Genomic DNA, 12,090 nt, shown 5'->3' with positions numbered 1-12,090 from the left:
CGATTCTTGGATCGTCGCTGGGCCAGCTCACAGATGCAGCAGCAGCTCGAGTCTAGCCCGTGCGAAGCCTCAGCTGACGCCCGCGAACCGGTAGATCCTCCCATTCTCGGCGACGATGTACAGCTCCCCGGATGAATCCTCGCCGAACGAAACAACGTTGCCGATATCCTGGATCTTCCACGACCGCCGATCCGCTGCCGCACCGTTCTGATAACGGAAGCTCCGCAGCCAGCCAGCGCAGTAGTCCGAGTAGAAATAGTGTCCGACGATTTCCGGAATCCGGCGGCCGCGGTACACATAGCCACCGATCACCGAGCACGCGCCGTCGCTCTGGCTGATCGACACCGCCGGCGCATGCAGCCCGTCACGGTCGCAGCTCGAAGAGCGAAAGCAGCTCGAGCCCTCCATGATGTTCCAGCCATAATTGATGCCCGCTCGCGACGCCGGCGCCACGTTGATCTCCTCCTGACGGTTCTGCCCTACGTCGCCGATGTACAGGAGGTTGGCACTGCGGTCGAACGAAAAACGCCATGGATTCCGGATCCCCGTCGCCCACACTTCGGGCGCCCCGCGCTGCCCGTTCGCGAAGGGATTGCCGGCCGGAATGGTGTACGGCTCCGCCCTGCTGACGTTGACTCGCAGCATTTTGCCGAGCAGCGCGCGCGGGTTTTGCCCGTTCCCTTGCGGATCCCCACCGCTGCCGCCGTCGCCCATCCCGATGTACAGCATTCCGTCGGGCCCGAACATCACCAGACCGCCGTTATGATTCGAATACGGCTGATCGATCTTGAGAACGAGCAGCATCGATCCGAGGTCGGCAACGTCCGCATTGGCGCTCGCCGTGAATCGCTCGATGTGAGTGTCACCGTTCCTGTCGGTGAAGTTCACGTAGAACCAGCGATTCGTGCCATAGTCGGGGTGGAACGCCATGCTGAGCAGACCCTGCTCGCCGCCGCTACGCACACGCGCGGAGATGTCCAGAAATGGCTGGTCCAGGACACGCCCTTGCTTCAAAACACGTATCCGTCCGGCCTGCTCCACCACGAACAACCTTGAATCTCCAGGCGGAGAGGTGATGAAAACCGGACTGCGGAAGCGATCTCCTACCTGCTCGAGACGAACAGTCGTGGCCGTGAGTCGTGCCTGCGCAACCGGAGGGGCATCGAGGGCAACGTTGGAATCAGAAGCATTTGACGCAGGTGACGACGGCGCAGCCGACGCCTCGTTGCCGATTGAGTCGCCCTGACCCCTGCAGCTCAGCAGAACGCTCGCCCCCAACAACAGAATCAGCTTCATACCGGACTCGGCGGCGCCTTGTAATACTGCTTTGGATCGAGCGCGTCGCGAAGCGCGTCACCGAGCAGATTGAAGCCGAGAACAGCGGCACCGATCGCCATTCCCGGGAACACAGAAGTCCATGGTGCGCGGCGCAGCTGGTCGAGGTCGCGCCCATCGGCGATCATCGACCCCCAGCTCGGAGCCGGTGGTGGAACGCCAAGCCCCAGGAACGACAGCGCCGCCTCCGCCATTATTGCTCCGGCGACCCCCAGCGTGGCGGCAATGACAACCGGCGCGATGACGTTCGGTAGAACATGCCCGAGCATGATTCGCCAGTCGCGCGCACCGAGCGCGCGTATCGCCTGCACGTACTCGAGCTGGCGGACAACCAGCACCTGCCCGCGAACCAGGCGCGCCATTCCTGCCCATCCCACGACGCCGATCGTCGCAAAGACAACTGCCATTGAAGGCTGGAACGCCGCTACCATCGCGATGAGCAGGAGCAGAGTCGGGAACGCCAGCGTGACGTCGGCGAGACGCATGATGACCTCATCCACCCACCCGGCGTAGTAGCCGGCCAGCAATCCCAGCGTCACACCGAGGAGAAGCGCGATCCCCTGCGAGATGAGTCCCACCGTAAGCGACACGCGTGCACCATAAACGAGGCGCGACCAGATGTCGCGCCCCTGAACGTCGGTGCCGAGCCAGTGCTCAGCCGAAGGCCTCTGGAGCAGCTGCGAGAGATCGATGTGAAGCGGATCCTGCGTCGTAATGAGAGGCGCAGCGATCGCAGCCAGCGTCATGATCACGACGACCGCGAGGCCGAACCGCGCGCGGTTGTCGCCCAGGAGGCGCCGTCGCTGTGCCTTGTCTAACAAATCTCACCCTTGCTAGTCATCGACCTGACGTGTTGGATCTCTCAGTTCCGGGGGCGTGTCCGGCGGCTGCCGCTTCCACCTGCGATGCTGCCAGAAGTATTGCGCGGGAACACGTCGCACCCATTTCTCGAGCAGCTCCGTAAACCGTGTGATGATGGCATCGACGTCCGCTTCTCTGTCCCCGGTCAGCGATACCTCCACGGGCTCGATTACTACCTGATAGCTGCCATCGGGCTGCCGCAGGGCATCGAAGAACAGGACCGGGGCATTGAATCGCAAGGCGAATACCGCGGCGCCGCGGGGGGTCTTTGCGGGCCTCCCGAAAAAGTTCACGTAGGTGGAAGCGAGCCCCAGAACGCCCTGATCGGCGACGAATCCGACTGCTCTGCCCTCGCGAAGAGCTCGAGGCGTTAGCTTCACGGCCTCTGAGTCGTGAACGACCGTCATTCCCAGTGCCCTGCGGATCTCGTTCAGGTACGAATCGAACAGCGGGTTGGCCATGCCGCGGACGATTACATCGAGTGGGATCCCCCGGGCCGCGACGTATCCGGCCAGCAGCTCCCAGTTGCCATGATGGCCGGCGACGATCACCATCCCCCTCCCGGCCGCGCTGGCACGCTCGACGTGCTCCCAGCCATCCACTTTCTTTACGAGATCGAGCAGGCCTTTCGTGCCAAGCCCGGGTAGTAACGCAGTTTCGATCGCGGTCCGCCCAAGATGAGCGAACGAAGCCCGCGCGATCGTCTGAACCTGAGCCGGTGTCATTTCAGGGAATGCCGCGGCAATCTGCTTTTCGACCACGTCCTTTCGGATTCGAAGCGGCTTGTAGCCCATTGTGCCGAGGCTCTCGCCGATGCGACAGGCGGTCTCCCAGTCGAGTGCGGCAAGACCGCGAACGACACCCCGAAGTGAGTAGTACTCCAGGCGCTGTGCGAGTGTCGGTGTCATCGTCCGACCGTTTGCTCGCCCACGACGGAATAAACAAACTCGCGCGTGTCGCGAGCAACGCGGTCCCAGTTGTAATGCGTTTCAACGGCTCGACGCGCCGCTTCTCCCATCGATCGCCGGCGGGCGTCGTCACGCAGAAGTGATGCGATCGCGGCCGTGATCGAGTCGATGTCCGCAGGTGGGACGATGATTCCGGTCTCTCCGTCCCGAACTGCCGATCGCACGCCGCCCGAGTCTCCCGCGACCGACGGAATTCCGGACGCTCCGGCTTCGACGAAGGCAATGCCGAATCCTTCGGCGTTGATCTCTCGGTCGACTCTCGAAAGCCCGACGTAGATCGTCGAAGTCGCGTACACTTCGGGAAGCTCGGCGTCCTCGAGCCGGCCCGTGAAGATCACGCGATCGGCGACGCCGAGCTCGCGTGTGAGATCGCGGAGGCGTTGCTCGTCGTGACCCTCCCCTACCATTACATAGCGCAGGTCCGGGAATTCGTCGCTCAGCGCCGCGAGCGCGCGGATCGCGAAATCCTGGCCCTTGTGGGGAACGAGCCGGGCGACGGTGATAAGGAGTGGCGCTCGTCCGACTCCCCAGCGAGCCCGCAGCATTCCGGTATCACGCGCTGGATCGAACTGCTCGGGGTCGGTCCCCAGATCGAACGCTCCAATCGGCGGAACGGTTTTTATTCCGACGGCATCCATCACTTCACCGGCCAGCTCGCCGGCCCACTTTGAGAGAGGGACGATGCCGGCGGCGCTGCCGAGTATCCGGCGAGTGCCTGCGCGTTTGAGCCGGCTTTCCTTCGACTTGAGCTGCTCCCGCAACAGGTCGCCTCCGTTTACGTAGAGCAGGTAAGGTATGCGCGCACGAATGGCCGGCCACGTCACCGCGTACCCAACCGGCCTGATGTTGCCGCAATGAATTACGTCAACATGGTTCCGGCAGTGCCGGTCGAGCCATGCTCCCCATCGAACCTGGTTGAAGAATCGATTCGCTTCGGCGAACGAAAAGGGCTGTCTGTGGATGGGATAGTGTTCGCCGGAATCGAACGCGCCGGCGTCCGGCGCCGACACGGTGGAGACTTCGATGGACGTCGTCGAGTCACCGAATCGACGACACAGCTCCACGTAACGCCTCGACATCCCGCCGCCGACCGGTGGATAGTCCTGCGTGACGAAGATGTGATTCACTGCGTGGTCAGAGCGGATTGGTCCACTTTCGATCTTCGAGAAGAAACGGGATCCGCTGGTCGTAGGTGTGATTCGCGCGGACGAACTGCTCTCCCGCGGAGCGGATCACATGCCGTTCCCGGACGCTCGCCAGGAAATGAAAGACGCGCGTGACGCACGAATCGACGTCGTGGTAAAACGCGCAGTGCACTCCGTCGTGCAGCATTGCCGCGAGTCCCGGCGAATACTGCGTGAGGAGGAATCCTCCGGCCATCATCACCATCCATGTCCTGTCCGATGTGTAGGTTGGACCGCCGGCCGCACGAGTGGGATTGATTCCTAGCACCACGTGGCTGCTCGAGCAGACCGCCGCAAACTCGGCGCCCTCCACGGGACGCCCGCCCCACTGAAGCTTGTCCCTCCAAGGCTCCCATCCAAGCCCCCAGACACGGAGATCATGGTGCTTCGCGACAGCCATGAGAAGGTCCGCCCGCACAGGGTCGTAGCCGGTGCCAATGAAGGAAATCTCAGCTTTGAAAAACGGCTCTTCCGGGACGGGAGTGATGGCGGCATCGGCCGCAGCCGGAAGGAACTTCGCGCGAAGCCCGTGCGCGCTCCATTCGGGAACGAATCCGGTGACGAAGAATGTGCGGGCGAGCCTTCCAATTGTGGCGATGTGCGCGATGTCCGGACGCTGTACCTCGGAATGCCACTGGGGATCGTGGTACCACATCGCGTTCGGGCGATCGTGAATGATCTCGTCAACCGTGTCGGGATCGAGCGCGAGGCACTTCGAAAGGAAGACGAAGTCGGGGCTGAATTTTCGAGCATGTCGCGTTGCCCAAGTCTGCGTGAGCCGCCGGCCGATGAGCCGCTTTGTGCGGCGGTCGTCAATGAGCAGCGTTTCGTGGCCGGCGCGCTGGAATGCGCGCTCGACAGCGGCTTCCATGCGCCACTGGTTCTGGCTGCCGATAAGGAGAATGCGCATCGAATCAGGCGTGGCCGGTCCCTGCGAGTTGAACGACGTCCTTCTACGTAAGAATGCGTATGCGGGGGAGACCCCCAAGGGCGTAGTCTAATAGTGCCAAATCATCACTGAGACAAAACTCCCCAGAGCCCTGAGCTACAAATGATCTCTCGACGTGACTTTCTCCAGTTAACCGCCACCGCGGGGGTTGCAACAGTCGTTGCTCCTGCCTGCAGCCCCAGCCGATTACGAAGCGCGAACACGGATGGGATCAGCGTCAACGACGTTCATTCGCACCTCAACCCTTCGCGTGTTCGCGCGATCCTGCGCCCGCAAACGACCGAGGCCGTACAGGCCGCGGTCCGCGCCGCCCGCACTGACGGGCGAGCGATCAGCATCGCCGGGGGAAGACACGCAATGGGTGGCCAGCAGTTCGGCGAAGGAACGACTCTCATCGACATGGGCGGCCTCGCGCGCGTCGTCGAGTTCGATCGAGTCAAGGGAGAAATCGAAGTCGAGGCCGGAATTCAGTGGCCCGAGCTGTACAAGTATCTCGTAGACAGCCAGCAAGGAGCGAAGGAGCACTGGGCGTTCGTTCAGAAGCAGACAGGCGCCGACAAGCTGAGCATCGGCGGCGCGCTCGCCGCGAATGTGCACGGTCGCGGACTCAAGCTGGCGCCGTTCGTCGGAGACGTTGCGGCGTTCACTATTGTAGGGCCGGATGGTGAAGGGCGCCGGTGCAGCAGAAGCGAGAACGCAGAGCTGTTTCGCGCTGCCATCGGCGGATACGGTCTCTTCGGCATCATCGTCACCGTTCGACTCCGACTCACCCGGAGACATCTGGTGCAGCGCATCGTCGAGGTGATCGATATCGATGATTTACCCTCGATGTTCGAGCGGCGCATCGCTGACGGCTTCGAGTACGGTGATTTTCAGTTCGCGACAGAGCTCAGTGTGGACGCTCTGCTGAGGAAAGGAGTGTTCTCCTGCTATCGTCCGGTGGATGAGTCGATGCCAATGCCGACCAACCGCGCATCACTCAAGCCCGAGAACTGGCACGAGCTGATCTATCTCGCTCATGTGGACCGCGCCCGCGCGTTTCAGGCTTACTCGAGCTACTACCTCACGACGTCGGGTCAGTATTACTGGTCAGACGAGCATCAGATGAGCACGTATCTGCCCGATTACCACGAGTCTCTTGGCGAGCGGCTCGGCGCACACGCGCGCGGAAGTGAGATGATAACGGAGATCTACGTCCCGCGCGATTCGCTCGTCCGTTTCATGGCTGATGTACGCTCTGACTTTCTGCGCCACAGATCCGATCTGATCTACGGCACGATCCGCCTGATCGAGCGCGACACCGAGACAATGCTGCCGTGGGCGAAGCAGCCCTACGCGTGCATCATCTTCAACCTCCACGTGATGCCCGACGCCGCCGGGATCGTAAAGGCGACGCAGGACTTCCGACGGTTGATCGACCGCGGCCTTTCGTATGGCGGCAGCTACTATCTCACGTATCACCGGTGGGCGGAACGCTACCAGGTTGCAGCCGCATACCCGCAGTTCGCGGAATTCCTGCGGCTCAAGCGACGACTCGATCCTGCCGAAGTTTTTCAGAGCGAGTGGTACCGCCACTATCGGAGGATGTTCTCGGATCAGATTTGATCAGAGTTCGGCGTTTAAGCCGGCCTCTGCTAAACCCAAGGCCAGCTCGGCCGCCGAATGCTCCTCCCGCCGCGGCGGGGCCGTCTGGTGCGCCCGAATTGACAGATCGGCATATGGCAGATATCATATTGCCATATGGCACGACGAGTAACCAGTCTCCCCATACCGCTCAAACCGGAGTCCGCCGACCTCGCGGAGATCAAGGCGCGCCTCCGGGCCGGAGTCCCCGGCAACTATTACTTCGTCGCTCTCCTCGGCCTCCGCACGTACGAGCCACTCAAGATCGATGCGCGCGTTCGGAGCGGACTCTCGTTCTCGTCACTCGAGCGTTTTCAAAGAAACACCGCGCTCTCCTCGAGCGAGATCGCAGTCGTCATTCGTCTCCCCGCGCGAACGTGGGCACGTCGCAAGGAGACAGGCAGGCTCGAGCCCGACGAATCCGATCGGCTGCTGCGCGCTTCGCGCGTATTCGGCCGCGCTCTGGAATTGTTCGAGGGTGACGCGGATGCGGCGCGCCAGTGGCTTCTTGCCGCGCAACCACTCCTTGGCAATCTCGTCCCGTTCGAATTGGCGGCAACCGATGTTGGCGCGCTTGAAGTCGAGCGTCTCATCGGCCGTCTGGAGCACGGTATTGCAGCTTGAAGGCGCGTGAATGCTCACGGCGTGGCGAATCGTAAAGACACGCCACGCCGGCGCTGCATTCGACGGCGAAGGCGCCCGGCTTTATGGTGGACGGTGGAGCAGCGCCGGCGTTCGCGTGGCGTATGCCTCGCAATCCGTGGCTCTGGCAACGCTCGAGGTCATGGCCGGCCTTGGAAAGATTTCGCTGCTGCCCTCCTACTCTCTCATATCGGCACAGTTCGATGAATCCGAGCTCGAGATCTTACCGGCCTCAGCGCTACCTGCCGAGTGGCGAGCATATCCCGCTCCTCCGGAGCTGCAGAGGCTTGGCGACAAGTGGATTGCAGAAAATCGTTCGCTGGCGCTTCAGGTGCCGAGCGCCATCATCGAGACCGAGGCTAACTACCTGCTGAATCCTGCGCACGCGTCGTTCGAGTCTGTGAAAATCTCTGCGTCTGCACCGTTCGGGCTCGACGCACGCCTTGTCGCCGCGCTGAGAAAACAATAAGCCGGTGCGCGCACGGCTGGCGCTTACTCGAGCCTGACCGGATCACCACGCCGGATCGTACCGCCGCACATCACGGCAGCATAGACGCCTACGTTCGCGTGGTTATGCTGGGCCACCGTGCGGAGGATTCCCGGATCCTTCGGAAGATCACCTTGCGAGAGTGTGGTCATCACACAACGCCCGCATGGACCCGTGACGTTCAGTCGCACGTCCGTCCCAATCGCGAGCGTGCGGCCGACCCAGGCATTCTCCGCAAAGCCCGTCTCGCCTGACCCGAGCTCCACGACGACGTTGGGACGGAACCGGCGAGCCTCGAATCGGCCCTGCGGATAATGCTCGCGCAAGCGATCGAGCGTGGCGGTAGTCAAAAGATGCACCATCCCGACATCGAAGAATGTTCCCTGAGGCAGCGTGAAATCAGTGACCGCGTCCCGATAGTCGAAACCTTCCATGTCCGGCCAGTAATGTTCCGAATTGATCGCCCCACCGTTGGCCGCACGAAGTGTCACGTCACGGTCGAATGCACTGGACAGAATCTGATTCAGATCATCCTGGTCGCTTGTGACCGCTCTGCCATCAGGGAGTGTAATGCGCACCGGAGCGGTGCCGGCGTCGAGGTAATCGGGCTCCGCGAAAGCTGCACGGAAATCGAACAGAGTCGGCCATTTTCGCGGGTTCTTGGCGGTTGCCGCCTTTCCGTCGGAGCTGTCGATCACCGCGTAAGCACGATCCCCGAGCAGCCCACGATCCGTGACCTCTGATGCGTTCAGCTCCTCGCCCAGCATGGACTTCACAGGATATCTCCAGAGCGAAACCACCGAGCCGAGCTCGTCGTACACTGCGTTTGACATCATTCACTCCCGTGGACTTGTCACCGCGTGCTTCCCAGTCCCGGCTTGTATAGTGACCGTATTCGCTGGGCACGGAAGACGTAACCGGCGTCTCCGGCAATCCGCCACATCACTCGCCCCGCGGCATCGTACTCCTCAACTCGTCCGGCTGTGCCGAACGACACGAGAGTTCGTCCGCCCGCGAGGCTCTGAACGCTCCCGCCGATGAGAGTCACGACACCCGGATCCGAAGCATACGAGTGAGCGAGCCGCGCGGTTCTGGCAGCTTCATCCACGGTGTAGCGCTCCACCCGGGACTCGAATGGGTTGCCAACATTGTCCAGAAGCATCAACGCACCCGGTGCGGAGATCCGCGCACCGTGCTGCCTGGAGAACGGCGGCATCGGCGAATCAAGAAACGTGAACTGATTGCGTCGCCCACCCATGCGCCACATTACCGCGCCGGTGGCGACATTGATCTTGGTGATCTCCTCGAGGCTGCGGAAAGACACTATCAGATTCCCGTCGACATCGAAGTCGAGTGCGTTTCCATGCGTCCAGTTGACGTTCGCGCCGGTGCGGTCTGCCGGATCGACATCGGTGATCGCGAAATGATCGAACGGGCTCCAATGAAAAAGGAGAGCGCCGGCTGCGCTGAGATGCTGCACGGCTGTACCGGTCACGCGTGCGCTCGCGACGCCCCCGCTCGCCGCAAGGTCCATCGTGCGTGTCTCGTCGCACATCAGCCAGTAGCCACCGTCAGGCTCGCTGATCAGATCGTGAAATCGCGACTGAAGGCCGAGCGCGCAGCTGAACGTTCGCGTGATATTGCCGAGCGCGTCGAGCTCGAGCCACGGCTCGACGTCGGTTGGGTCGGGCGTCGTGGGTCGCGCCGCGTAACGGCCGTTCGGCTCCGCCATGAAGTTGAGGCCGGGACCGTTTGGGAACTGGCGATACCACACGACTCTTCCGGTATTGTCGATGACCAGCCCGTACGTCCCGGCGGCAAACACCACGAATCCCGGCGATGGATCCGATCCGCTCACGGAGTACCGCGGAATATCCAACGGCAGATTGCCTGTGGTGAACTCGACCGGCTCGCCTACGACATTTCCGCCGGCCCAGTACGCGACGGCGCGCAGGATATAGCGGCGCTCCGGAAGCAGCCCAAGCACAGGAACCGCCGCCGAATCTCCAGCCGTTTGCGCCGCAGGGGTGATGCTGTCGCCAGTGGCCGGCGCGTCGGCGAGACGAAAGCGCACGGCGACGCTGTCGACCTGGCGTACGCGGACAGTCACGATTGCACTGAGCGCGTTGTGCGGATTTGCGGCCGCGAGCGTCGAGTCGATCATCCGGGAGAACGACGGAGCGGCCAGGTCGTTGTCACACGCGGCGACCAGCATTGCGGCGCCGAGAATTCCCCGCGAGCGCATGCTTACCTCACGGCCGCCACATCGGATTGGACGCGTTCGAGGGCGTTGTCAGCGAAGCATAGATAGTCCTGTCGAGACCGACGACCAGGAGGCGCGCGTCGCAATAGTAGTGGTAGTAATAGTAGTCGGCACATAAAGGCGACGAGAAGGCGATCTTGCGCCCGTCGGGCGACCAGGAAGGATCCTGAGCGAGTACATAACCAGACGTAAGCGACGTCACCCCGGTTCCGTCCGCGTTCATCACGTAAATGTCGCGAGTGCTGGCTGAAACTTCACTCGAGAAAGCGATCCTGGTGCCATCAGGAGACCAGTCCGGGCTCCAGTCACCACGGGAGTTGGTCGTGAGCCGGTTGAGGCCCGACCCGTCGGGGTTCATGATCCAGATACCGCCGCCTCCGGGGCGGCCGCTGGAGAACGCGATCTTCGTCCCGTCAGGTGACCAGGCAGGCTCGCTGTCAGGTGCGATATCGTTCGTGATCCGGACCTGGCTTGAACCGTCTGCGTTCATCACATAAATCTCGGCGTTGCCGTCACGCACGCTGGCGAACGCGATTTTAGCGCCGTCGGGCGACCATGCAGGACGGTTGTCAACGGACGTGCTCGTAGTCAGTCGCACCTGGTTCGTACCGTCGGCGCTCATCACGTAGATGTCGTAGTTACCACCGCGCTCACTCGTGAAGGCTATCTTGCTGCCGTCCGGCGACCACGCAGGATCAGCGTCGGCCGTTGCGTCGCTCGTGACCACTGTAGCGCCGGCATTGTTGGAGCCGATGACGTAGATATCAGCGTTGCGCCCGACATTGTTTGCGTACGCGAGCTGACGTCCCTTCTCGCAGGTGACTTCGATCGTCAGTGCAGTTGGGTTGGCCGCCACCGACACCGTCTGCGGGCCAGGCTTGGCCGCGTCACAATTCGGCTCGACTTCGGATAGCGTCACTGCATAGTCGCCGGGGGCGAGTCCGGTGAGAGTCGCAGTACCATTGGCTTGCACGCCGGCACCTGTCACGAAGCTCGACCCCGCGAGCTGCGCCTGGATGTTATATCCGTCCGCATCCAGATCGACGCCCGTCGTCACCAACGTCACCCGAAGGCTCAGGGTGGGAACGCAGCGTACCGAAAAGGCAACCTGTACGGGCGCCGCAGAAGTCACAGTGACTATTTTCGTCGCCGGGGGATCAATCGCACAGTTGAGGGACAGCCCGCTGAGTGTCACGCCCCACGCGCCCTCGGTCACTCCGGTCACAGTGAGTGTTCCGTTCGCCGGAATGGTGCCGCGCGGGCCGCCGGCAACCACGGTGTACCCGTCCGGATCGAGGTCCGAACCGGTTGTCACTGTCGTGACAACAATGCTTCCCGTCTTCTGCACACACGATACGAAAAATGAAACCGTGGCAGGTGCGGCTCCCTTGCCGCCAGTCACCTCGACAGTTCGCGGATTGCTTCCGGTAGGCGAGCAGTTCGCCTGCAAGCCCTCGAGCATGACGCTGTGCGTGCCGATGGCGACATCGGCTATCGTCACCGTGGCGTTGATGTCGATCGGGGAGCCGGGCCTGTCATCGATTTTCAACGTGTACCCGTCAGAATCGCGATCGCTGGTCGCGCCCGTAGTGGTTACGGTAACCTGTATCGTTCCGGTCCGGGGAGTGGTGGATTCGTTACATCCGAGTATCAGAATCGAGCCGAGGAAGAGCAGCGTGTCAGAGAAACTTCGCGGGACGCTCATTTTCCTGCTCCTTCGGCTCGGCTCAGTCGCAGCGCGTATGATGGGTTCAGCGTATCTCGCGTCGCCCGGGCTG

General features: G+C 62.2%; 11 protein-coding genes. 3 read left to right on the top strand and 8 right to left on the bottom strand.

The window, feature by feature from the left end; genetic code table 11:
- Positions 1-69: 69 nt before the first annotated feature.
- From VES88_01125 to VES88_01105, 5 genes are read right to left on the bottom strand one after another with little or no spacing between them, the layout of a single operon-like run.
- Positions 70-1,296 (bottom strand): PQQ-dependent sugar dehydrogenase, encoded by a 1,227-nt coding sequence (locus VES88_01125; GenBank protein HYN80076.1) that lies wholly within the window; start codon positions 1,294-1,296, stop codon positions 70-72.
- Positions 1,293-2,156 (bottom strand): ABC transporter permease, encoded by an 864-nt coding sequence (locus VES88_01120; protein ID HYN80075.1) that lies wholly within the window; start codon positions 2,154-2,156, stop codon positions 1,293-1,295. Before VES88_01120 ends, VES88_01125 begins: the two co-directional genes overlap by 4 nt.
- A gap of 12 nt (positions 2,157-2,168) precedes the next feature.
- Positions 2,169-3,104 (bottom strand): lysophospholipid acyltransferase family protein, encoded by a 936-nt coding sequence (locus tag VES88_01115; protein HYN80074.1) that lies wholly within the window; start codon positions 3,102-3,104, stop codon positions 2,169-2,171.
- A complete protein-coding gene (locus tag VES88_01110; GenBank protein HYN80073.1) occupies positions 3,101-4,291 on the bottom strand; it encodes a glycosyltransferase family 4 protein in 1,191 nt (396 codons plus the stop codon). Before VES88_01110 ends, VES88_01115 begins: the two co-directional genes overlap by 4 nt.
- A gap of 7 nt (positions 4,292-4,298) precedes the next feature.
- Positions 4,299-5,258, bottom strand: a complete 960-nt coding sequence (locus VES88_01105) for a glycosyltransferase (GenBank protein HYN80072.1) — start codon at positions 5,256-5,258, stop codon at positions 4,299-4,301.
- 141 nt (positions 5,259-5,399) lie between these two features.
- On the opposite strand from VES88_01105, the gene VES88_01100 reads away from it, so the two are divergent.
- The 3 genes from VES88_01100 to VES88_01090 all read left to right on the top strand — a co-directional run bounded on the left by VES88_01100 (position 5,400) and on the right by VES88_01090 (position 8,031).
- Complete coding sequence (locus tag VES88_01100; protein HYN80071.1) at positions 5,400-6,902, top strand: FAD-binding oxidoreductase; 1,503 nt, start codon at positions 5,400-5,402, stop codon at positions 6,900-6,902.
- Between the two features lie 135 nt (positions 6,903-7,037).
- Positions 7,038-7,544: an antitoxin Xre/MbcA/ParS toxin-binding domain-containing protein gene (locus tag VES88_01095; GenBank protein HYN80070.1), complete on the top strand. Its 507-nt coding sequence runs from the start codon at positions 7,038-7,040 to the stop codon at positions 7,542-7,544.
- Between the two features lie 10 nt (positions 7,545-7,554).
- The gene (locus VES88_01090) at positions 7,555-8,031 is read left to right on the top strand and encodes an RES family NAD+ phosphorylase (protein HYN80069.1); all 477 of its coding nucleotides are present in this window, start codon (positions 7,555-7,557) and stop codon (positions 8,029-8,031) included.
- A 23-nt stretch (positions 8,032-8,054) separates the two neighbouring features.
- Here VES88_01090 and VES88_01085 read toward each other — a convergent pair whose 3' ends face one another.
- The 3 genes from VES88_01085 to VES88_01075 are packed head-to-tail and all read right to left on the bottom strand — an operon-like array spanning position 8,055 to position 12,017.
- Positions 8,055-8,885 (bottom strand): MOSC N-terminal beta barrel domain-containing protein, encoded by an 831-nt coding sequence (locus VES88_01085; GenBank protein ID HYN80068.1) that lies wholly within the window; start codon positions 8,883-8,885, stop codon positions 8,055-8,057.
- A gap of 17 nt (positions 8,886-8,902) precedes the next feature.
- The gene (locus tag VES88_01080) at positions 8,903-10,294 is read right to left on the bottom strand and encodes an arylsulfotransferase family protein (GenBank protein ID HYN80067.1); all 1,392 of its coding nucleotides are present in this window, start codon (positions 10,292-10,294) and stop codon (positions 8,903-8,905) included.
- A gap of 7 nt (positions 10,295-10,301) precedes the next feature.
- Positions 10,302-12,017 carry a hypothetical protein gene (locus tag VES88_01075; protein HYN80066.1) on the bottom strand — a complete coding sequence of 572 codons (1,716 nt, stop codon included), beginning with the start codon at positions 12,015-12,017 and terminating at the stop codon, positions 10,302-10,304.
- Positions 12,018-12,090: the final 73 nt, after the last annotated feature.

Source organism: Gemmatimonadaceae bacterium (genome assembly GCA_035633115.1).
GTDB lineage: Bacteria > Gemmatimonadota > Gemmatimonadetes > Gemmatimonadales > Gemmatimonadaceae > UBA4720.
Note: the sequence above shows the minus strand (reverse complement) of the source record. Positions and strands in the feature narration are given on the sequence as shown.

Bases quoted from the DNA above. Each gene is read 5' to 3' on its own strand.
- VES88_01125 (HYN80076.1), bottom strand. From the start codon at position 1,296: ATGAAGCTGATTCTGTTGTTGGGGGCGAGCGTTCTGCTGAGCTGCAGG.
- VES88_01115 (HYN80074.1), bottom strand. From the start codon at position 3,104: ATGACACCGACACTCGCACAGCGCCTGGAGTACTACTCACTTCGGGGT.
- VES88_01105 (HYN80072.1), bottom strand. From the start codon at position 5,258: ATGCGCATTCTCCTTATCGGCAGCCAGAACCAGTGGCGCATGGAAGCC.
- VES88_01100 (HYN80071.1), top strand. From the start codon at position 5,400: ATGATCTCTCGACGTGACTTTCTCCAGTTAACCGCCACCGCGGGGGTT.
- VES88_01095 (HYN80070.1), top strand. From the start codon at position 7,038: ATGGCACGACGAGTAACCAGTCTCCCCATACCGCTCAAACCGGAGTCC.
- VES88_01090 (HYN80069.1), top strand. From the start codon at position 7,555: ATGCTCACGGCGTGGCGAATCGTAAAGACACGCCACGCCGGCGCTGCA.
- VES88_01085 (HYN80068.1), bottom strand. From the start codon at position 8,885: ATGATGTCAAACGCAGTGTACGACGAGCTCGGCTCGGTGGTTTCGCTC.
- VES88_01080 (HYN80067.1), bottom strand. From the start codon at position 10,294: ATGCGCTCGCGGGGAATTCTCGGCGCCGCAATGCTGGTCGCCGCGTGT.
- VES88_01075 (HYN80066.1), bottom strand. From the start codon at position 12,017: ATGAGCGTCCCGCGAAGTTTCTCTGACACGCTGCTCTTCCTCGGCTCG.